The sequence below is a fragment of the Pseudomonas sp. IPO3747 genome, assembly GCF_013385245.1.
GTDB lineage: Bacteria > Pseudomonadota > Gammaproteobacteria > Pseudomonadales > Pseudomonadaceae > Aquipseudomonas > Aquipseudomonas edaphica.
On record NZ_JACAQL010000009.1, the window covers coordinates 369,285 to 391,111 of the forward strand.

A 21,827-nucleotide genomic window follows, 5' to 3' on the forward strand; every position below is an offset into this window, starting at 1 on the left:
TCGAGCAAGGTAAAGAGGCTGGTGGCGTGGCGCCATAGCCTCGCAGTTTAGAGGAAGAGTCCAGGGCCTGGACGACTTCCTTCGGGGAATTTGACGCCGACTTTTCCGATCTTGTTCCCGTCCATGACCGCGACGGTCCAGATTGTGTTGTTCCACTCCACCTGGTCGCCGACGATGGGCGCGCCGCCGACCTTCTGGGTGATGAAGCTGCTGAGCGGCATATCCGGGTCGATGCCGTCGAGCTTAAGCCCGTACAGGGCGGAGACCGCGCCCAGCTGGGCGTCGCCTTCGAGCACGAAATCGCCGAAGAAACGCAGGTCGAGGCCGCGTTGCGGCGCCTGGCTGAACAGTTTGCCGAGGGCCGGCAGGTTGTGTTCGTGGCCGATCACGCAGAGTAAATCGTCGACTTCCAGCACCGTACTACCCGACGGATGGAGCAGTTGCTGGCCACGGAACAGTGCGGCGATGCGTGTGCCTTCGGGCATTTTCAGCTCGCGCAGGGCGGCGCCGATGCACCATTTTTCCGCGCCCAGGCGGTAGACGAACAGCTCCCACTCGCTGGTGACGTGCACTTCCAGCGCGGCGCGGGAGATGGGCGCCGGTTCCGGCGGCACGGTGACCTTCAGCAATTTGGCCACCCACGGCAGGCTGGTGCCTTGCACCAGCAGCGACACCAGCACAATAAAGAATGCCAGGTTGAAGTACAGCTGCGCGTGCGGCAGGCCGGCCATCAGCGGGAACACCGCCAGAATGATCGGCACCGCGCCGCGCAAGCCGACCCAGGCGATAAAGGCTTTTTCGCGGCCGTGGAAGGCCTTGAACGGCAGCAGGCCGACTATCACCGACAGCGGCCGCGCAAACAGGATCATCCACAGCGCCAGGCCCAGCGCCGGCAGGGCGATGGGCAGCAAGTCATGGGGTGTGACCAGCAGGCCCAGCACCAGGAACATGCCGATCTGTGCCAGCCACGCCATGCCATCGAGCATATGCAAAATGCCATGACGGCTGCGCACCGGGCGGTTGCCGATCACCAGCCCGCACAGGTACACGGCGAGGAAGCCGCTGCCGTGCAGGGCATTGGTCAGGGCGAACACCACCAGGCCACCGGCGATCACCAGGATCGGGTACAGGCCGGTGGCCAGGTTGATGCGGTTGACCATTTGCAGCATCAGCCAGCCACCGCCCAGGCCGACGATGCCGCCGATGCCGAATTCGCGAATCAGGTGAGCCAGCAAGCTCCAGTGCAGGCCGGTCTGGCCGCTGGCCAGCATGTCGATCAGGGTGACGGTGAGGAATACCGCCATCGGGTCGTTGCTGCCGGATTCGATTTCCAGGCTGGCGGTGACCCGCTCGTTCAGGCCCTTGCCGCCCAGCAGTGAGAACACGGCTGCGGCGTCCGTGGAGCCAACAATCGCGCCGATCAGCAAGCCTTGGATGATATTGAGGTCGAACAGCCAGGCCGCCGCCATGCCGGTGAGGCCGGTGGTGATCAACACCCCCACCGTGGCCAGCGACAACGCCGGCCAGAGTGCCACGCGAAAACTCGCCACCCGTGTGCGCAAACCGCCGTCGAGCAGGATCACGGCCAATGCGAGGTTGCCCACCAGGTACGCGGTTGGGTAGTTATCGAAGATGATGCCGCCGCCATCGACGCCGGCGGCCATGCCCACCGCCAGGATGATCACCAGAATCGGGATCCCTAAGCGCGAGGAAAGAGAACTCACCAGAATGCTCGCACCCACCAGCAACGCGCCGATCAAGAACAGGCTGTTGATGGTCGTTGCATTCAAAGGCAGTACTCCAGAGCGGGGAAGACGGGGCGCAAACTGACCATGCAGTCTGCGTGCCAGCGATTCTAACCTGTTGAATTGCTGTGCTGTCAAAAGATCGTTCCCACGCTCTGCGTGGGAATGCCTCGTTGGACGCTCTGCGTCCGCTGTCAATGTGTGAGCTGGCTTGCCTGCGATAGCGGTGTATCAGTCACTGGGGTTATTGACTGTTAGATTGCTATCGCAGGCAAGCCAGCTCCCACAAGGGATCACTGGTGTCAGTTAGAGCCTGAAGCGCCCCACCATCCCATTCAGGTCCACCGCCAAGCGCGACAACTCACTGCTCGCCGCACTGGTCTGGCTGGCACCCGTGGCCGACTGCACCGACAAATCACGAATATTCACCAGGTTACGGTCCACTTCCCGCGCCACTTGCGCCTGCTCTTCGGCCGCGCTGGCGATCACCAGGTTGCGTTCGTTGATCTCCACAATCGCAGTGTTGATGGTGTCCAGCGACATTCCCGCGCCTTTGGCGATGTTCAACGTCGACTCCGCACGTTCGGTGCTGTTGCGCATCGAATCCACCGCATGCTCGGTGCCGGCCTGAATGCTGCCGATCATCCGCTCGATCTCGCTGGTCGACTGCTGGGTGCGATGGGCCAGCGCGCGCACTTCATCGGCCACCACGGCAAACCCACGACCGGCTTCACCGGCGCGCGCCGCTTCAATCGCGGCGTTCAGGGCCAGCAGGTTGGTCTGGTCGGCCAGGCCGCGAATCACGTCGAGCACTTTGCCGATATCGCGGGACTCGTTGGCCAGGTCGCCAATCAAGGTGGCGGTGGCCTGTACGTCGCCGCTCATGCGCTCGATGGCGCTGACGGTTTCCTGTACCAGGTCACGGCCGTCACCGGCAGAGGTGGTGGCGTTGCGCGAGGCTTCGGAGGTGCTCACCGCGTTGCGCGCGACTTCTTCAACGGCACTGGTCATCTCGTTGACGGCGGTGGCGGCTTGCTCGATTTCATTGTTCTGCTGGGTCAGGCCACGGGCACTTTCGTCGGTGACGGCATTCAGTTCTTCTGCCGCGGACGCAAGCTGGGTCGCGGAGCCAGCGATGCGTTGCAGGGTGTCGCGCAGCTTGTCCTGCATCTTGGCCATGGCAGCGAGCAGGCGGCCGGCTTCATCGTTGCCATCAACCTTGATCGGGCGTGTGAGGTTGCCTTCAGCGACTTCTTCGGCGGCTTCCAGGGCCTGGGCAATGGGCAGCGTGATGCTGCGGGTCAGCAGCCAGGCGAACAGCAGGGTCAGCGCGGTGGCAATGATCAGCAGGCCCACTACCAGATCAAAGGCCATGTCGTATTGGTCTTTGGCTTCTTGGTTGGTGGCGTTGGCCATTTGGTTGTTGATGTCCAGCAGGCGCGTGAGCACCGCGTTGACTTGCTCGGAATTACTCAGTAATTCGGTGTTGAGCAAGGCGCGCAGCTCATCAATCTGGTTGGCGCGTGACAGGCTCTTCATGCGCTCCTCGATCTGATGGTACTGGCCGAGCAAACGTACGTATTCGTTGTAGGTGGCGCGCTCTTCGCTGCTTTCTATAAGTTTTTCGTAGACGCCTTGGGCGGCACGAATCTGCTGGTTGCGCAGCTCAAAGGCTTCCAGGGTTTTTTGCTGCACGTCCGGCTCGCGGTTGGTCAGCAGGCGGTACGACAGCACGCGCAGGCGCAGGGTCAGCTGGGTGAATTCGTCGAGGGCGCGAATGCTCGGCACGCTGGACTGGGTGATGTCTTCGGTGGCTGCGCGAATTTTGCTCATCTGGTTCAAGGCGAACACACCGAGAAACAACATCAGCGCGCCAATAAACGCAAAGCCAAGGAAAGCCCTCGGAGCGATATTCATATTACGAAGAGACATGCGGGAGTCCTGGGGAGAAGCGCGATCCGTGCGGCCATGAGACGAGGTGTGCATTGCGTATCGGCCATGCGACTAAAGTCTTAAGGGGGTGCGCGCTTTTGTCGCATCTGACGAGGGGTTGGACGGATTCAGGAACCAGATCGGGTAAATGCAGTCACTAAGGCTCGAAAGTGCGGCCCGGCCCTTAAAAAACGGGCTGCCTGCCGGGGATAACCCTGGCATCCGAGGTGAATTTTCTTTATCGTCACCGCCCTTTGAAAATGCCCGAGAAATCAAAATGTTAGAAGCATCCCTCAGCCAGCTTGAACAGATGGTCACTGACCTCGTACAACAAAACCAAGACCTGCTCGGCAGCAATGAAGCCCTGAAGGCGGAACTGGCCCGCGCCAAGGATGAAAACGACAGCCTGCAACTGAACCTGATGGAACAGGAAGAAAAACATGGCGCCACCGCCGCGCGTATCCAGGCGCTGGTTGAGCGTGTGAGCGCAGGGCCTGTCGGCGCATGAATGAAGGGATAAAGGTCGTTTCGATTCTCGGAGAGGATTACTCGATCAAGGCGCCGCAAGGGGAGGATCAAACCCTGATGCACGCCGTGACCATGCTCAAGGCCTCCCTGGCCACCACCAAGAAAAAGTACCCGACCCTGATCGGTGACAAATTATTGGTACTGGCTGCGCTGAACCTGTGCGCCGAGCAGATCGACATGCAAAAGCATCACCAGCAGGAACTCGACCGTTACCAAGAGCAAGTCAGCGCCACGGTCGAAGTGATATCCAAGGCGATCGGAACGCCTTAGAACCACGCGTCCTGCATGCCCAGGCACGTGTCATCGCGTGCCTCCAGAATCGCCAGTTCATGATGGCAGCTCGGTACTTCCCAGGTCAGGAAGTACCGGGCGGCCTGGAGCTTGCCTTTATAAAAGGCCACATCGGCCGCATTCCCCTTGGCCAAACCTTCCTCGGCGCGAATCGCCTGCTCCAGCCAGCGCCAGCCAATCACCGTGTGCCCGAACACCTTCAAGTACAGTGCCGAGTTCGCCAGGCTGCTGTTGACCTTGCCGTGGGCGAGATCCGTCAGCAGGCCAATCGTCACGCTTTGCAGGCGGCTGACCAATTGCTCCAGCGGTTCGCGCAGGGCCGTCAGTGAGGCGTATTCCTGAGCCCGAGCGCCGGTTTCGGCGATCAGGCGGACCAGTTGCTTCAAGCCCGCGCCGCCGTTTTGCGCGAGCTTGCGCCCGAGCAAATCCAGGGACTGGATGCCGTGGGTGCCTTCATGGATCGGGTTCAGGCGGTTATCGCGGTAGTACTGCTCCACCGGGTATTCGCGGGTGTAGCCGTGGCCGCCGAGGATCTGGATTGCCAGTTCGTTGGCCTTGAGGCAGAACTCCGATGGCCAGGATTTGACGATGGGCGTGAGCAGGTCGAGCAGTTCGTGGGCGTGCTTGCGCTCGGCTTCGGTTTCCAGCGTGGTGGTGTCGTCAAACAACCGAGCCGCGTACAGGCCCAGGTCGAAGGCACCTTCCACATAGGCTTTCTGGGTCAACAGCATGCGCTTGATATCGGCGTGCTGGATAATCGAAACCGGCGCGGTGCTCGGGTCTTTGCTGTCAGGCAGGCGACCTTGCGGGCGTTCGCGGGCGTATTCCAGTGAATAGAGGTAGCCGGCGTAACCCAGCATCACCGCACCCATGCCCACGCCGATGCGTGCCTCGTTCATCATCTGGAACATGCAACTCAAGCCCTGATGGGGTTTGCCCACCAGATAGCCGACGCAGTTGCCGTTATCGCCGAAGTTAAGTGCTGTGGACGTGGTGCCCCGCCAGCCCATCTTGTGAAACAGCCCGGCCAGCAGCACGTCGTTACGCGCGCCCAGGCTGCCATCCTCGTTGACCAGGAATTTGGGCACGATAAACAGCGAAATGCCCTTCACCCCAGGCGGCGCGTCCGGCAGCTTGGCCAGCACCATGTGCACGATGTTTTCCGACAGCGGGTGGTCGCCGCCGGAGATGAAGATCTTGTTGCCCTTGAGTCGATACGTGCCGTCGGACGCAGGCTCTGCGCGGGTACGAATATCCGACAGCGACGAGCCGGCATGTGGCTCGGTGAGGGCCATGGTGCCGAAGAAGCGGCCTTCGATCATCGGCTGCAGGAAGCGCTGTTTTTGCGCCTCGGTGCCGAAGCTTTCGATCAGGTTGGCGGCGCCCATGGTCAGGAACGGGTAGGACGTTGACGCTGCGTTGGCCGACTGAAAGTGCGCGAAACAGGCTTGGGAGAGCAGGGTAGGCAACTGCATGCCACCGGCTTCGAAACTGCGGGCAGCGTTCAGAAAGCCCGCTTGCAGAAAAGCGTCCACAGCGGGTTTGACTTCAGGGATCAGGATCGCCTGGCCATCTTCGTAGCGCGGTTCGTTCTCGTCATTTTTGCGGTTGTGCGGCGCGAAATACTTCTCGGCAATGCTGCGCGCCGTGCTGATGGCGGCGTCGAAGGTTTCACGGTTGTGCTCGGCAAACCGCTCGCGCTGGGTCAGGCCCTCGGCATCGAGGACTTCGTACAGCTCGAAAGCCAGATTGCGGGAACTGAGCAGCGTCTCGGACATGGCGGCTTACCTTTGAAGGGAATGGCCTGAGTCTAAGTGCGCGAATAAAGGCTGGATAGCAAGATTGATTTGCGTGATGGAGAGGCAGAACGCGGGCGAAAGGTTGGATGCGGTCAATGTGGGGGCTGGATTGCCCGCGATGAGGCCGTGCCAGCTGACATCTAAGTCACTGGCCCACCGCTATCGCAGGCAAGCCAGCTCCCACATGAGTTAACCGATGGTCATCAGGCTCGCGTTACCACCCGCCGCAGCGGTGTTAACGCTCAATGCCCGCTCGATCACCAGGCGCTCCAGCGCAATCGCCGTCTCACCTTGCGACAAGCCGTGCACCCCGACAATCGCGCCACCGCGCTGCGCCACTTGCTGGCACACCGCACGCAGTTGGTCGGAATCGCCGTGGTGCACGACCGCGTCGAACACCACCTCGTCCTTGGTCCAGTCAGCCACGCGCTTGATCTTCGCCTGAATTTCCCGCGGCAAGCGTGGGAACAAGGCCTTGGTCAAGTCAGTTTCCGGCCATACCGCCGAACCGCCCACCGCCAGCACTGCCGCCAGTTGCGTCAGCAGGTCGCCTTCCACTTCCGCCAGGCACAACACGTGCTCGCGGGGCAGGATGGCATAGCTGTTGCGCTCGCCGGTCGGGCCGGCCAGTTGGCGGGTGATACCGCTTTGCGATTGCGCGGCGAACTGGCTGCACAGGGCGCTCAGGTCGCTGAACGTGTTGCTGTCGGCCCAGGTTTTCAGGGCGGTCAGCGGTTGGCTCATGGCGTCGCGCAGGCGCACGTCCGGTGCAGCCAGCTTGTCGCCGCGCACGAAGGATTGCTCGATGGCATCCGTAGGGCGAGTCGACAGCAGGCGGTACAGGTACAGCGGACCGCCAGCTTTCGGGCCAGTACCCGACAAACCTTCGCCGCCGAACGGCTGCACGCCGACCACGGCACCGACGATGTTGCGGTTCACATAGACGTTACCGGCATGCACATTGTCGATCACCTTGGCGATGGTCTCGTCGATGCGCGTGTGCACGCCCAGGGTCAGGCCGTAGCCGGAGGCATTGATCTGGCCGATCAACTGGTCGATCTCTTTGCGCTTGTAGCGCACCACGTGCAGTACCGGGCCGAAGATCTCGCGTTGCAGCTCGTCGAAGCTTTCCAGCTCGATCAGGGTTGGCATCACGAAGGTGCCGCGCTTGATCTCTTCGCCGTCGGCGATCGCCACCTGGTACACGTTGCGGCCTTTGTCGCGCATGGCCTGGATGTGTTTCTCGATGCCGGCCTTGGCTTCGGCGTCGATCACCGGGCCGATATCCACCGACAGGCGCTCCGGGTTGCCCAGGCGGCACTCAGCCATGGCGCCCTTGAGCATTTCGATCACGCGGTCTGCCGAATCTTCCTGCAGGCAGAGTACGCGCAGGGCCGAGCAACGCTGGCCAGCGCTGTCGAAGGCCGAGGAAACGACGTCGATCACCACTTGTTCGGTGAGCGCCGAAGAATCGACGATCATCGCGTTCTGGCCACCGGTTTCGGCGATCAGCGGGATCGGGCGGCCCTGGGCATCCAGGCGACCGGCGACATTGCGTTGCAGCAGGCGCGCCACCTCTGTGGAACCGGTAAACATCACGCCTTTGACGCGATCATCACCGACCAGACGGGCACCGACGGTTTCGCCCTGGCCCGGCAGCAGTTGCAGCACGCCTTCCGGGATACCGGCTTCGAGCAGGATACGCACGGCCTGTGCGGCCACCAGTGGGGTTTGTTCGGCCGGCTTGGCCAGTACCGGGTTACCGGCGGCCAGTGCAGCGGCCACTTGACCGCTGAAGATTGCCAGCGGGAAGTTCCACGGGCTGATGCAGACCACTGGGCCGAGGGGGCGGTGGGCATCGTTGGTGAAATCGTTGCGCGCCTGCACCGCGTAGTAACGCAGGAAGTCCACGGCTTCGCGCACTTCGGCGATGGCATTGGCGAAGGTTTTGCCGGCTTCACGGGCCAGCAGGCCCATCAGCGGCTGGATCTCGCCTTCCATCAAGTCGGCGGCGCGCTCCAGGATCGCGGCACGTTCGGCGGGCGGCGTGGCCTGCCAGATCGGGCCGGCGTTGATGGCGCACTGGATCGCATTGTCGACGTCTTCGACGGTGGCTTCCTGTACATGGCCCACCACATCACGCAGATCGGACGGGTTCAGCACCGCTGCAGCGGCTTCATTACTGGAAGCGCAGCCCAGCATCGGCGCGGCTTTCCAGTTGTTGTGCGCGGTGGCCAACAGTGCGCAAGACAGCGACGCCAAGCGATGTTCGTTGGCCAGGTCGATACCGGCCGAGTTGGCGCGGTCGCTGCCATACAGGTCACGCGGCAGCGGGATACGCGGGTGCGGCAGGCCGAAGCCGCCTTCCAGCGTGGCCATCTGCTCGATGTTGGCCACTGGGTCGGCCACCAGCTCCTGAATCGAAATGGTATGGTCGGCAATGCGGTTGACGAATGAGGTGTTGGCGCCGTTTTCCAGCAGGCGACGCACCAGGTACGCCAGCAATGTTTCGTGGGTGCCGACCGGAGCGTACACGCGGCACGGACGGTTCAGCTTGCCCTCGGAAACCTTGCCTACAACCTGCTCGTACAGCGGTTCGCCCATGCCGTGCAGGCACTGGAACTCGTACTGGCCGGGGTAATAGTTTTGACCGGCGATATGGTAAATGGCCGACAGCGTGTGGGCGTTGTGCGTGGCGAACTGCGGGTAGATGACTTCCGGCACCGACAGCAGTTTGCGTGCGCAGGCAATGTAGGAAACGTCGGTGTACACCTTGCGGGTGTACACCGGGTAGCCTTCCAGGCCTTCGACCTGGGCGCGTTTGATTTCGCTGTCCCAGTACGCGCCTTTTACCAGGCGGATCATCAGGCGATGGCGGCTGCGGCGTGCCAGGTCGATCACGTAGTCGATCACATACGGGCAACGCTTCTGGTAGGCCTGGATCACGAAGCCGATGCCGTTCCAGCCGGTCAGTTGCGGCTCGAAGCACAGGCGTTCCAGCAGGTCGAGCGACAGCTCCAGGCGGTCGGCCTCTTCGGCGTCGATGTTCAGGCCGATGTCGTATTGCTTGGCCAGCAAGGTCAGCGACAGCAGGCGCGGGTACAGCTCGTCCATCACGCGCTCGTACTGCGCACGGCTGTAACGCGGGTGCAGTGCCGAGAGTTTGATGGAGATGCCCGGGCCTTCATAAATCCCACGGCCGTGGGAGGCTTTGCCGATGGAGTGAATGGCTTGTTCGTACGAGGCCAGGTACTTCTGGGCGTCGTGTTCGGTCAGCGCGGCTTCACCGAGCATGTCGTAGGAATAGCGGAAACCCTTGGCTTCGAACTTGCTCGCATTGGCCAGGGCTTCGGCGATGGTTTCGCCGGTGACGAACTGCTCGCCCATCAGGCGCATGGCCATGTCGACGCCCTTGCGGATCATCGGCTCGCCGCTCTTGCCGATGATGCGGCTCAGGGACGAGGTCAAGCCCGCTTCGTTATGGGTGGCAACCAGTTTGCCGGTCAGCAGCAAGCCCCAGGTGGCCGCGTTAACGAACAGCGATGGGCTGTTGCCCAAGTGCGGCTGCCAGTTGCCGGTGCTGATCTTGTCGCGGATCAGCGCGTCGCGGGTGCCCTTGTCCGGGATGCGCAGCAGCGCTTCGGCCAGGCACATCAGCGCTACGCCTTCCTGGGACGACAGGGAGAATTCTTGCAGCAAGCCCTGAACAATACCGGCACGGCCGCCAGCGCTCTTCTGATTGCGCAGTTTTTCGGCAATCGAGGCGGCCAGCTTGTTGGTGGCCTCGGCCATTGGCTGCGGCAGGCGCGCCTGCTCGATCAGCATCGGCACCACTTCCGGCTCCGGGCGGCGGTAAGCGGCGGTGATCGAGGCGCGCAATACCGATTGCGGCAGAATGCTTTCGGCAAACTCCAGGAAGCACTGGTGGGCATGGTCCGGTTGCACTTCGCCGGCGTCTTCAGCGTCCTTGCTGCCCGAGCCATTGAGCTCGGTCAGGGTTGCACCACCCTCGAGTTTCTCCAGGTAATTGAAAATCGCCTGCTTGATCAGCCAGTGCGGCGTGCGATCAATGGAGGTCGCGGCTGCCTTGAGGCGTTCGCGGGTCGGGTCGTCGAGTTTGACCCCAAGGGTGGTCGTTGCCATCTTTTTATCCTCATGGGTGCCACTACCGAGTGGCATCTGCTGGCGGCAAGATTAGCTTTGCGCATGCAGAGGTGCAACCGGGTGCAACCCAAATTGTTCAGGAATTTTTCGATCGTGATCGGGAAAAATTCCGGCCCTCGACGGAATACGCTGCGTCTTGGTGCGTTTACTTCTAAAATCGGCTGTTCTTGCTCCGAAAAGGAGCAAAAACCCGGTATTTTCGCGAAAACACATCGAGGTGCAACTTAATCTCAAGAAACTGGTTGCACCTTATTTACTTTGTTGAATAGCATTCGCGCCCAAGGTGCAACCACTCGCAAGGGTCGGTTCATCGGCTGGCGGCTTTCCTGGGGAAACGCCAGTCATAAATGCGCGGCTCGCCGTATCGTCTACCCGTTACCAATGGGTGGCCGTCTGCCAGACCGCTGCTACATAAAAACAAAGCCAGGGCGTCACTCCTATGAGCGTTAGCAATCCAACCCTGATCACATTCGTGATCTACATCGCAGCAATGGTGCTGATCGGCTTCATGGCCTATCGCTCCACCAACAACCTTTCTGATTACATCCTCGGCGGTCGCAGCCTCGGTAGCGTGGTCACGGCCTTGTCGGCCGGTGCCTCGGACATGAGCGGCTGGTTGCTGATGGGCTTGCCGGGCGCGATCTACATGTCCGGCCTGTCGGAAAGCTGGATTGCCATCGGCCTGATCGTCGGTGCCTACCTCAACTGGCTGTTCGTGGCCGGTCGCCTGCGGGTGCAGACCGAGCACAACGGCGACGCCCTGACGCTGCCGGATTACTTCTCCAGCCGTTTCGAAGATAAAAGCGGCCTGCTGCGGATCATCTCTGCGGTAGTGATCCTGGTGTTCTTCACCATCTACTGCGCGTCCGGCATCGTGGCGGGCGCCCGTCTGTTTGAAAGCACCTTCGGCATGTCCTACGAGACCGCGCTGTGGGCCGGTGCTGCGGCGACCATCGCCTACACCTTCGTGGGTGGCTTCCTGGCGGTCAGCTGGACCGACACTGTGCAAGCTACGCTGATGATCTTCGCGCTGATCCTCACGCCAATCATCGTGCTGCTGGCCACCGGTGGCGTCGACACCACGTTCCTGGCGATCGAAGCCAAGAACCCCGACAACTTCAACATGCTCAAAAACACCAGTTTCATCGGCATCATCTCGCTGATGGGCTGGGGCCTGGGTTACTTCGGCCAGCCGCATATCCTCGCGCGTTTCATGGCGGCGGATTCGGTGAAGTCGATCGCCAAGGCGCGTCGCATCTCCATGACCTGGATGATCCTGTGCCTCGCCGGCACCGTGGCGGTGGGCTTCTTCGGTATTGCTTACTTCTCCGCGCACCCGGAAGTGGCCGGTCCTGTCACCGAGAACCACGAGCGTGTGTTTATCGAGCTGGCCAAGCTGCTGTTCAACCCATGGATCGCGGGCGTGCTGCTGTCGGCCATCCTGGCGGCGGTGATGAGCACCCTGAGCTGCCAACTGTTGGTGTGCTCCAGCGCGCTGACCGAAGACTTCTACAAAACCTTCCTGCGCAAAAACGCCTCCCAGGTTGAGCTGGTGTGGGTGGGTCGCGCGATGGTGCTGTTGGTGGCCCTGATCGCCATCGCCATGGCCGCCAACCCGGACAACCGCGTACTGGGCCTGGTGAGCTACGCCTGGGCCGGCTTCGGCGCTGCGTTCGGCCCTGTGGTGCTGATCTCGGTGATCTGGAAAGGCATGACCCGTAACGGCGCACTGGCCGGTATTCTGGTCGGCGCGATCACCGTGATCGTGTGGAAGCACTTCAATCTGCTGGGCCTGTACGAAATCATCCCGGGCTTTATCTTCGCCAGCCTGGCGATCTATTTCGTGAGCAAGATGGGCGCACCGACTGCGGGTATGGTCGAGCGTTTTGATGCAGCGGAAAAAGACTACAACCTCAACAAGTAACTCGGTGGGCGGTAAGCGCCAATTGCGTTAGAAAAAAGGCCCGCATCCTAAGGATGGCGGGCCTTTTTTTGATCGTTTTGATCGTTCCCATGCTCCGCGTGGGAATGCCACCCCGTACGCTCCGCGTCCCGCTGTCAGTTCAGCCAGCATCCGGCTGATTGAGAAAAATCAGCACGCCCAGGATCGCCATGTAGAACTTGAATGCCGCTTCCTGGCCGTTCCACTGATGGGACTGCCACATCAGAAACCACTCACCGCCCACCACCATAAAGCCAAAAAACCACACCACAAAGCCGAGGGTCAGGCCGGCTGTTGCACCTGCCTTGGCGCGGTTGAATTCGCTCCCGCCTGCATGCCGCGCGCGCCATAGCGATAGCGCGCCCCGCGCCAGCAGTACAGCGGTGAGCGCCTCGCCGAGAATGATCAGCACGTAGGCCGCGTGCCACATCCACGGCGTCGTGATTGCCCGATACATGGCGGCGTTGTTCGGGAAAGTGGTGTCCATGCTCAACACGTGTTGGACGAAGGCGAAGTTGGAGCCGTAGTCCGTGATGTTGTTGAACGCAACCAGGGTGGCGAAGGCGGCGAGGGCCAGGGTCAGGATGATTTTTGCGTAGCGGGTGGCCATGCTTTTTCCAGTGATCCGGTGAGGAGGAGCTATTACGCTAGCACGGCCTTGGCGTGCCTTCGACGCCAGATACATGAAGAATCCGGCACCCAGGGTGTAGGAGCTTACTGATTTGTCCGTGGTGTGCTCTGGTGGGTGAAAAGCTGGTGCAGAATCGCTCGCCCACCCCTTGCGGAGAGACACCGGATGTTTGCTCTTGCCAATCAAAGTGCCTTTAACCTGACCCTTGATGGGCAGCCCAGTGAACTCAAGGTTCGAGGGTTTTCGGGTGATGAATTTATCAGCCTGCCTTTTCGTTTTGACCTTGAGTTGGTGAGCGAACAACCCGACCTGGACCTCGATAGCCTCCTGCACCGTCAGGCGTTCCTGGGGTTTGATACGCAAGGGCACGGCGTTCATGGCCAGGTGTACCGGGTGGCGCAAGGCGATTCCGGCAAGCGCCTGACCCGTTACCAGATCACCCTGGTGCCGCAGTTGGCTTATCTGGAGCACAGCACGCACCAGCGGATCTTTCAGAAAAAAACCGTGCCGCAGATCATTGCGCTGGTACTGGAGGCACAGGGTATCCAGGGTGATGCCTTTGCGTTTCAGGTGAGTGGGCAATACCCCGAGCGTGAGTACTGTGTTCAGTTCGGCGAAACCGATCTGGCGTTCATTCAGCGCTTGTGCGTGGAGTCGGGCATTCACTATCACTTCCAGCACAGCCCCGAACGCCATCTGTTGGTGTTTGGCGATGACCAAAGCGTGTTCACCCAGCCAGACCAAGCCACTCCCTACTCGGCCGGTTCCGCCATGGTGGCCGGGGCCCCTGCGATCAAGCACTTCATCCTGCGGTTGGAGACCCGCACCACCGGCGTAAGCGTGCGCGATTATGATTTCAAAAAGCCCGGTCTGGTCCTGGAAAGCGCGGCATCCAGCGGGCAACAGCCTGTGCTGAATGAGCAGTACTACCCTGGGCACTTCACTGATCGAGCCCATGGCAAGTACTTGGCGCAACGGGTGCTTGAGCGTCATCGCAGTGACTTTCGCCAAGCCAGCGGCAGTGGTGACCAGCCGGCCTTGTCCACTGGGCAGTTCCTGAAGATGACCGGGCACCCTCGTCCGGAATGGAATAATTTGTGGTTGGTTACCCGGTTGTACCATTCAGGGCAACAGCCTCAGGTCCTTGAGGAATCTGCGCCTGACACTTATGACGATGGCGTCTCCCCCGGCTACCACAATGAGTTTGTCGTCACACCTTGGGATGTGCCGTTTCGAACGCCGCTGATCATGTCCCGCCCGCAAATATCGGGCTACCAGAACGCAGTGGTCACCGGGCCTGCCGACGCTGAGGTCCATTGCGACGAATACGGTCGCGTCAAAGTGCAGATGGCCTGGGATCGCGACGGCGAACACAACGAGTACTCCAGTTGCTGGCTGCGGGTAGCCAGCGGCTGGGCTCACGACCGTTACGGTGCGGTGCTGATCCCGCGGGTCGGCATGGAGGTGCTGGTGGGCTTCGTCAATGGCGACGTGGATATGCCGCTGGTGATGGGCTGCCTGCCCAACGCGGCGAATCTGTTGCCCCTTGACCTGCCGGCGGAAAAGACCCGCAGCCTGTTCCGAAGCCAAAGCACCCCGGGCGGCGGCGGTTACAACGAGTTGCGCATTGAGGATCGCAAAGGCGCCGAGGAGATTTACCTGCGTGCCCAGCGCGACTGGACCCAGCACGTCTTGCATGACCAACACGTCCAGGTGGATAACCAGCGTCGGATCAAGGTGGGCGGCGAATCCCACCATGAGCTGCTGGGTGAAGAGCAGCGCATCACCCATGGCAATCGCCTCGCGGAACTCAAGCAGGATGATCATCTGGTCGTCGCTGGCTCGCAGCAGGTGCGGGCCGGGCGGACCATCCAGATCGGCGCCGGGCAAAGCGTGGTCATCGATGCGGGCGCCAGCGTGACAATCCAGGCCGGAGGGCAATCGATCACGCTGTCGGCCGCCGGAATTTTCAGCAGTGTGCCGATCCAGGTTGGCGGTGCACCCGCTGCCGTGCCGATGCCGTTGATGCCGGGTCTTACCGAAACGTTGTCAGCGGCTGTTGCTGCACCACTCAGTGGCGTACAGGTTGCCAGCCTCAAGCGCAGTGCGCCGTTTTGCGAGGAGTGTGAGCGCTGCAAGAACGGCCAGTGTGATATTCCCGGACACTCTCACCCTTAAATGGAATTTATCCCGATGTTTCAGTCCATGGTTCCCAGCGCCTGGCTCGCACAGTGGCCACTACAACCCGAGGAGCGCCTCTACGCAGTGTTGGGCAGCGCCAGCGAAGCCAGGCCGCTTAATGCATGGCAAACCCTGGCACCGAGGAAATTGCCGCATTCGATATGGGCCGGTACGGCTTACGCCGAATGGGTCGACGTCATGCCTTATGTGGGCATTGTTGAGCCGGGCAGTGCCTTCCTTGATTGGGTCGCCAGCGCCGAGGCAACGGACTGGGGTTGGCTCGCGGTCTCGTCCAGCCCGCCGGAGACGGTGGCTGCGCACCTGCAAGGCCTGACCAAAGTGTGGTTGCCGGATGAGCAGGCGGTGTTTTTACGCTTTTGGGATGGCGCTCAGTGGCTGCCCATTCTGCAGAAGCTCGGCGATGAGGCCGCACGCGTGTTGCCGGTGTTTCAGCGCTACCTGATCAATGGCCAGCCGCTGGCCGTCAGCACCGGCCCGGCCACGGCGGCCAAGGCCAGCCCATGGTGGCAAGTGCCTGCGTCGCTGCTTGAGCACTTGGCAGAGCGATCGCCGCAGGTGCTGATCGGCAACCTGCTGCAATGGCTCGAAGAGCAGCGCCCGGACCTCTACACCGCGTTCAGGCCTGCGACTTTGCGGCACAAGGTCGCCTACTTTTCGCGCAGGCCCGACGTCAGCCCTCAAGCGCTGGCGGATTATCTGGCTTCAGAGTTGAGTTGAAGCCAGGGCCTGCTGCAGGTCCTCGATCAAGTCTTCAATCGCCTCGATGCCGACCGACAGGCGAATCATCTCCGGCTTCACGCCGGCCTTGGCCTGTTCCTGCTCGTTCATCTGCCGGTGAGTGGTGGACGCGGGGTGGCAGGCCAGGGATTTGGCATCGCCAATATTCACCAACCGCTTGAAGATTTGCAGGGCATCGTAGAAACGCACGCCCGCGTCATAGCCGCCTTTCAAGCCGAATGACAGGATCGCCGAGGGTTTGCCCTGCATGTATTTCTGCGCCAAGGCGTGGTGCGGGTGGTCCGGCAGCCCGGCGTAGCTGACCCACTCCACCTCGGCGTGGCCTTGCAGGAACTGCGCAACCTTCAGCGCGTTTTCGGTATGGCGCTCCATGCGCAAGGCCAGGGTTTCCAGGCCTTGCAGCAACAGGAACGCATTCATTGGCGCCAGCGCCGCCCCGGTGTTGCGCAACGGCACGGTGCGGGCGCGGGCAATGAAGGCGGCGGGGCCGAACTTTTCCGTGTAGACCACCCCGTGGTAGGCCGGCTCCGGTTGGTTGAGACCGGGGAATTTTTCCGGGTATTGGGTCCAGGGGAAGCTGCCGCTGTCGACGATCACACCGCCCAGGGAGTTGCCATGGCCACCCACATATTTGGTGACCGAGTGCACCACGATGTCGGCGCCGAACTGAATCGGCTTGCACAGGATCGGCGTGGCCACGGTGTTATCCACCATCAGTGGTACGCCGCGCGCATGGGCGACATCGGCCAGGGCTTCAATGTCGATAATATTGCCTGCCGGGTTGCCGATGCTTTCGCAGTAGACCAGCTTGGTGTTGTCGTCGATCAGTTCGGCGATGGCCTGGGCAGAGTCGTCGCGGGCGAAGCGCACGTCGACGCCAAAGCTTGGCAGCAGGTGGGCGAACAAGGTGTAGGTGCCGCCGTAAAGCTGGGGCGTGGTGACGATATTGTCGCCCGCACGGGTGAGGGTCTGGATTGCATAGTGAATCGCCGCGCTACCGGCCGACACGGCCAGGGCGGCGATACCGCCTTCAAGGGCGGCAATGCGCTGCTCCAGCACGTCGTTGGTCGGGTTCATGATGCGTGTGTAGATGTTGCCGGGCACGTCCAGATTGAACAGGTCGGCGCCATGCTGGGCATTATCGAACTCGAAGGCGACGTTCTGGTAGATCGGCACGGCGACGGCCTTGGTGGTCGGGTCCGACTTGAAGCCGTGGTGCAATGCAATGGTGGCGTCTTTCATGATGCGGGTTGACCTCCTTGGATTCCAGGGTTGCCCCCAAGCAATGTGGGGGCTGGCTTGCCTGCGATGCCAGCACCGCGGTGTACGGGTAATACCGCGGTGATGCCATCGCAGGCAAGCCAGCTCCCACAGCAGCCATAGATTGTTTTCGGCAGTGCGCCTGCCTTTGCGACATAAGCACCGCCCGACACGCAGCCCTGCACCTTTGCCGCCGTAGAAGGTAAACTTCGCCCCTGCGCAGGAGCAACCATGAATTATCGTCACGCCTTTCACGCCGGCAACCACGCCGATGTCTTCAAACACCTGACCTTGACCCGCCTCATCGCCCTGATGTCGCGCAAGGAGCAGCCGTTCGCCTACCTCGACACCCACGCAGGGATTGGCCTGTACGACTTGCAGGGCGACCAGGCCAACCGCACCGGCGAATACCTGGAAGGCATTGCGCGCCTGTGGGGCGAAAGCGACCTGCCGCCACTCACCGCCGACTACATGCGTGTGCTGCACGAGATGAACCCGGACGGCCAGTTGCGCTACTACCCAGGCTCGCCGGAGCTGGCGCGCCGCCTCACGCGGCCCCAGGACCGTGTATTGCTCAATGAGAAGCACCCGGAAGACGGCGTGCTGCTCAAGGACAACATGAAAGGCGATCGCCGGGTCAAAGTGCACTTGGGCGAAGGCTGGCATGTGCCACGTGCTTTGCTGCCAGTGCCGGAAAAACGCGCGTTGATGCTGATCGATCCGCCGTTTGAACAACTTGATGAGATGCAGCGCTGCGCGGCGTCCCTCAAGGAAGCGGTCAGCCGCATGCGCCAGACCGTCGCGGCGATCTGGTACCCGGTGAAGGACCAGCGCATGCTGCGGCGTTTCTATCAGGACCTGGCCGGCACCGGCGCGCCGAAGCTGCTGCGTGTGGAATTGCTGGTGCATCCGTTGGACACGCCCAACACCCTGACCGGCTCGGGCCTGGCGATTGCCAACCCGCCGTGGGGGCTGGAGGAGGAGCTTCGTGAGCTGCTGCCGTGGCTGTCCAAGAAACTTGGTCAGACCCAGGGTGGGTGGCAGATGGATTGGCTCATCGCTGAGTAATGAGTCGCCTGTCGGAACGCTATCGCGGGCAAGCCCGCTCCCACATTTGGAATGCATTCCAAGGTGGGAGCGGGCTTGCCCGCGATGCTTTTGGCGTCAGATAGGGCAGGTCACGCCGGTACCGCCGATGCCGCAATAGCCTTGCGGATTCTTCGCCAGGTACTGCTGGTGGTACGCCTCGGCGAAATACACCGTCGGGGCTTGTTCGATTTCAGTCGTGATCACACCCAGGCCCGCCTTGTTCAATTCAGCCTGATAGGCATCGGCGCTGGCCTTGGCCGCTTCCAGATGCTCAGGTTTCACCGCGTAGATCACCGAGCGGTATTGGGTGCCGATGTCGTTGCCCTGGCGCATGCCCTGGGTGGGGTTGTGCAACTCCCAGAACATTTTCAGCAGTTCTTCATAGCTGATCTTGTCCTGGTCAAACACAACCAGTACCACCTCGCTGTGGCCGGTCAGGCCCGAGCAGACTTCTTCGTAGGTCGGGTTCGGCGTGTAGCCACCGGCGTAACCGACCACGGTGCTGACCACGCCGTCGCGCTGCCAGAACCGCCGTTCGGCACCCCAGAAGCAACCGAGGCCGAAGATCGCAAACTCTACGTTGTCGACAAAGGGGCCAAGCAGCGGGTTGCCGTTGACGAAGTGGGTTTCGGGCAGGTTCATCGGCGTTTCACGGCCAGGCAAAGCTTGTTCTTGAGTCGGCAGCACGTTTTTGTTCACCAGAATTTCCGAGCGCAAGACCATGATCAGTCCTCTCAGTCAGATTGAGTTATGTATTAAGACAGACAGCCAGTGTGCCCGAGTGTTACAGCGCTGTCAGGCGATTGGCCCGCGCGGATAGCGTTTAAGCTTTTCCAACAGCTCTGCACCGGGGATCGGCCGGTCGAACAGGTAGCCCTGGCCCACATCGCAGCGATGGCGGCGCAGGAACGCCAGCTGTTCGGCCGTCTCGATGCCCTCGGCCACTACCTTGAGCTTGAGGTTATGGGCCATGGCGATGACCGCCGAGGTGATCTCCATGTCGTCCTGGTTGTCCGGGATTTCGTGGATAAAGCTGCGATCGATCTTGATGATGTCGATGGGGAATTTTTTCAGGTAGCTCAGCGACGAGTAGCCGGTGCCGAAGTCGTCCATGGCCAGGGTCAGGCCGAAGCTCTTGAGCTGGTCGAGTTGAAGGCGCGTGTCTTCGGTGGCTTCGAGCAGCAAACCTTCGGTCAACTCCAGCTCCAGCAGGTTGGCCGGGAGTTGTTCTTCCTTGAGGATGGTGGCGATCGACGCCACCAGGTCCGGGTCGGAGAACTGCTTGGGCGACAGGTTGATCGCCACCTGCAGATTGCCCATGCCGCCTGCGCTCAACTGCTTGCTCATGCGGCAGGCCTGGCGCGCGATCCATTTGCCGATGGGGATGATCAACCCGGTTTCTTCGGCCACGCTGATGAACTGGTCCGGGCGGATCATGCCCTTTTCCGGGTGATTCCAGCGCAGCAGCGCTTCCATGCCCAGCAAGCGGCCGCTGCGCAGGCACAGTTTGGGCTGGTAGAACACGTCCAGCTCGTTTTGGGTCAGGGCGCGGCGCAGGTTGTTTTCCACGAACAGCTTGTAACTGGCCTCGGCGTTCAGGGCCTCGGTGAAGACCTGCACCTGATGTTTGCCGTTGGCCTTGGCCTTGTGCAGGGCCAAACCGGCGTTACGCATCAGGGTCTGTGGGTCGCGGCCGTGCAGCGGTGCACAGGCCAGGCCCACGGAGCCGGTGACGCTGATCAACTGGTTGTCGACAAACATCGGCTTGTCGAGGGTGGTCAGCAATTGGCTGGCCACCTGTTGGCCGGTCTCAAGGTCGGTATCGTCCAGCAACACCGCAAACTCGTTACTGGCAAAACGCGCCAGGCTGCCACCGGCACTCAGGCTGTTGCGCAGGCGCCGGGCCAGGCTGATCAGCAGTTTGTCACCGGTCTGGTGACCGAGGCTGTCGTTGATGCGCTTGAAGTTGTCGATGTCCACCAGCAGCAGGCTGATCGGGCTGTCGCTGTCGCGGGCGAAGCGTTCATCAAGGTTGCGAATAAACGCCGGGCGGTTGCCCAGGTTGGTCAGGTTATCGGTGTAGGCCAGGCGCTCGATACGCTGCTGCGCGAGCTTGGTCTGGGTGATGTCTTCGTAGATGCCGATGTAGTGGGTCAACTCACGGTTGTCGCCATACACCTTGGAGATCGACAGCTGGCCCCAATAGGGTTCCAGGTTTTTGCGCCGGCTCTTGAATTCACCCTGCCAGCTGTTGCTCTTGGCCAGGCTCGACGGCGCGTCGAACAGCAGTTCGCTGAGGTTTTCCAGGGCCGGCAACTGTGCCAGGCGGTGGCCGTGGACTTCTTCGGCACTGTACTGGGTGATCGCGGTAAAGCTTGGGTTGACGTACTCCACCACGCCGTCGCAATTGACCAGCAGAAAGGCGTTGGCGCTTTGTTCCACCGCGCGCTGGAACAGGTGCAAGGCGCTGGTGGCGGTGCGGCGGTTGTGGTTATTGATCACTTGCGCGAACTGGTCCGCCAGCTCGCCGGCAAAGGCGATCTCATCCGACTGCCAGGCACGCGAGCTGCCACTTTGCTCCAGGCACAACACACCGACGACCTGGCCATCTACGCGGATGCTGGCGTCGAGCATGGCGTGGACGTCCTTGGCGCGCAGGCTCTCGGCCATTTCCCGGGTGCGCGGGTCACGCATCGCGTGGGTGGCGTCGATGGCACGGCTCGAATGCAGGGCTTCCAGGTAATCCGGGAAGTTGCTGGCGTCAATCGCTTCGGGCAAGTGGTGCTGCTGGTCTTCGCGGTGGTAGGCCGAGATCGGCACCAGGCGCTGGCCTTCGAGGTTCCAGATGCTGGCGCAGTCGATCTGGTAGATATCGCAGGCACTGCGGGTGATCAGCTCGGCGGCTTCTTGCAGCGAATTCGGCGTGGTGTAGCGCTGGCGCGCCAGCAGCAGGATCAGCTCCTGTTGGGCGCGTACCCGTTCAAGGTGCTGCAGCTGTTCCTGCTGGGCACGCTGGTTGAGTTCCAGGGCAATCTGCAGGCGGCTGTTCTGGTTTTCCAGGTCGGCGGTCGGGGCGGCGGTGGGGATTTCGCTGAACAGGCCGTCGACCACCATCAGGTAGCCGCGCAACAGGTGGCGATTGTGTTGTTTATACGCCTCGCCCATCTCCAGCAGGCTCAAAGGCCCATCGTTGGTGTGCAGGGTGTAGCGCACCAGGTAATGCGGGCTATGGGCCAGCTGCTGCTGGATGGTGTCGTGCAGTTGATAGCGCGCCTGGGGTTCCATCAGGCTGGCGTAGGGGGTGCCGATCAAGGCGCACAGTTCCACCGCCGGCAGGCCGAATTGGCGCTCGCAATTGGGGTCCAGGTACAGCAGCGCCCAGCTTGCCTCATTAAGCCGCTCGAAACGCAGCATACCGAGGCGCGAAGGCACCGGTAATTGCGTCACTACCTCGGCCGCCATACGGGCGACATCGGGTTGGCTTTTCATGGGGGAAACTCGCTTGG

General features: G+C 61.5%; 14 protein-coding genes and 1 pseudogene. 6 read left to right on the plus strand and 9 right to left on the minus strand.

Annotated features, from left to right (window positions below; genetic code table 11):
• Positions 1 to 47: 47 nt before the first annotated feature.
• From HX790_RS14880 to HX790_RS29875, 3 genes and pseudogenes are all read right to left on the minus strand, one after another.
• A complete protein-coding gene (locus tag HX790_RS14880; RefSeq protein WP_169986567.1) occupies positions 48 to 1,790 on the minus strand; it encodes a potassium/proton antiporter in 1,743 nt (580 codons plus the stop codon).
• A 261-nt stretch (positions 1,791 to 2,051) separates the two neighbouring features.
• Entirely contained in the window at positions 2,052 to 2,924 is an 873-nt protein-coding gene (locus HX790_RS29870; protein ID WP_370694346.1) for a methyl-accepting chemotaxis protein, read from the minus strand.
• Between the two features lie 30 nt (positions 2,925 to 2,954).
• Positions 2,955 to 3,731: pseudogene (locus HX790_RS29875) on the minus strand (MCP four helix bundle domain-containing protein); the annotation flags it as partial.
• A gap of 223 nt (positions 3,732 to 3,954) precedes the next feature.
• Between HX790_RS29875 and HX790_RS14890 the strand changes: the two are divergent.
• Both HX790_RS14890 and HX790_RS14895 read left to right on the plus strand, forming a co-directional pair.
• Positions 3,955 to 4,185 carry a hypothetical protein gene (locus HX790_RS14890; protein ID WP_176991738.1) on the plus strand — a complete coding sequence of 77 codons (231 nt, stop codon included), beginning with the start codon at positions 3,955 to 3,957 and terminating at the stop codon, positions 4,183 to 4,185.
• Positions 4,182 to 4,475, plus strand: coding sequence for a cell division protein ZapA (locus tag HX790_RS14895; protein WP_017138531.1), 294 nt, complete (start codon positions 4,182 to 4,184; stop codon positions 4,473 to 4,475). Before HX790_RS14890 ends, HX790_RS14895 begins: the two co-directional genes overlap by 4 nt.
• Here HX790_RS14895 and HX790_RS14900 read toward each other — a convergent pair.
• Both HX790_RS14900 and putA read right to left on the minus strand, forming a co-directional pair.
• The gene (locus HX790_RS14900) at positions 4,472 to 6,274 is read right to left on the minus strand and encodes an acyl-CoA dehydrogenase (protein ID WP_176991739.1); all 1,803 of its coding nucleotides are present in this window, start codon (positions 6,272 to 6,274) and stop codon (positions 4,472 to 4,474) included. The genes HX790_RS14895 and HX790_RS14900 overlap by 4 nt on opposite strands.
• 210 nt (positions 6,275 to 6,484) lie before the next feature.
• Positions 6,485 to 10,438, minus strand: coding sequence for a trifunctional transcriptional regulator/proline dehydrogenase/L-glutamate gamma-semialdehyde dehydrogenase (gene putA / locus HX790_RS14905; RefSeq protein WP_176991740.1), 3,954 nt, complete (start codon positions 10,436 to 10,438; stop codon positions 6,485 to 6,487).
• Between the two features lie 460 nt (positions 10,439 to 10,898).
• Here putA and putP point away from each other — a divergent pair, with 460 nt between their 5' ends.
• Positions 10,899 to 12,383, plus strand: a complete 1,485-nt coding sequence (gene putP, locus HX790_RS14910; protein ID WP_017138528.1) for a sodium/proline symporter PutP — start codon at positions 10,899 to 10,901, stop codon at positions 12,381 to 12,383.
• A 139-nt stretch (positions 12,384 to 12,522) separates the two neighbouring features.
• Here putP and HX790_RS14915 read toward each other — a convergent pair whose 3' ends face one another.
• A complete protein-coding gene (locus HX790_RS14915) occupies positions 12,523 to 13,011 on the minus strand; it encodes a DUF2165 family protein (RefSeq protein WP_099548069.1) in 489 nt (162 codons plus the stop codon).
• Between the two features lie 186 nt (positions 13,012 to 13,197).
• On the opposite strand from HX790_RS14915, the gene HX790_RS14920 reads away from it, so the two are divergent.
• Positions 13,198 to 15,210, plus strand: coding sequence for a type VI secretion system tip protein VgrG (locus tag HX790_RS14920; RefSeq protein ID WP_176991741.1), 2,013 nt, complete (start codon positions 13,198 to 13,200; stop codon positions 15,208 to 15,210).
• Positions 15,211 to 15,225: 15 nt separating this feature from the next.
• On the plus strand, positions 15,226 to 15,951 hold the full coding sequence (locus HX790_RS14925; RefSeq protein WP_176991742.1) for a DUF4123 domain-containing protein: 726 nt from the start codon (positions 15,226 to 15,228) through the stop codon (positions 15,949 to 15,951).
• Here HX790_RS14925 and HX790_RS14930 read toward each other — a convergent pair.
• The gene (locus HX790_RS14930) at positions 15,937 to 17,214 is read right to left on the minus strand and encodes an O-acetylhomoserine aminocarboxypropyltransferase/cysteine synthase family protein (protein ID WP_176991743.1); all 1,278 of its coding nucleotides are present in this window, start codon (positions 17,212 to 17,214) and stop codon (positions 15,937 to 15,939) included. The genes HX790_RS14925 and HX790_RS14930 overlap by 15 nt on opposite strands.
• Before the next feature lie 249 nt (positions 17,215 to 17,463).
• Between HX790_RS14930 and HX790_RS14935 the strand changes: the two genes are divergently transcribed.
• Entirely contained in the window at positions 17,464 to 18,300 is an 837-nt protein-coding gene (locus HX790_RS14935; protein ID WP_017138523.1) for a 23S rRNA (adenine(2030)-N(6))-methyltransferase RlmJ, read from the plus strand.
• Between the two features lie 96 nt (positions 18,301 to 18,396).
• Here HX790_RS14935 and msrA read toward each other — a convergent pair whose 3' ends face one another.
• Together msrA and HX790_RS14945 are read right to left on the minus strand one after the other, a co-directional pair.
• Positions 18,397 to 19,044: a peptide-methionine (S)-S-oxide reductase MsrA gene (gene msrA, locus HX790_RS14940; RefSeq protein ID WP_017138522.1), complete on the minus strand. Its 648-nt coding sequence runs from the start codon at positions 19,042 to 19,044 to the stop codon at positions 18,397 to 18,399.
• 72 nt (positions 19,045 to 19,116) lie between these two features.
• Positions 19,117 to 21,810 (minus strand): bifunctional diguanylate cyclase/phosphodiesterase, encoded by a 2,694-nt coding sequence (locus HX790_RS14945; protein ID WP_017138521.1) that lies wholly within the window; start codon positions 21,808 to 21,810, stop codon positions 19,117 to 19,119.
• Positions 21,811 to 21,827 lie beyond the last annotated feature (17 nt).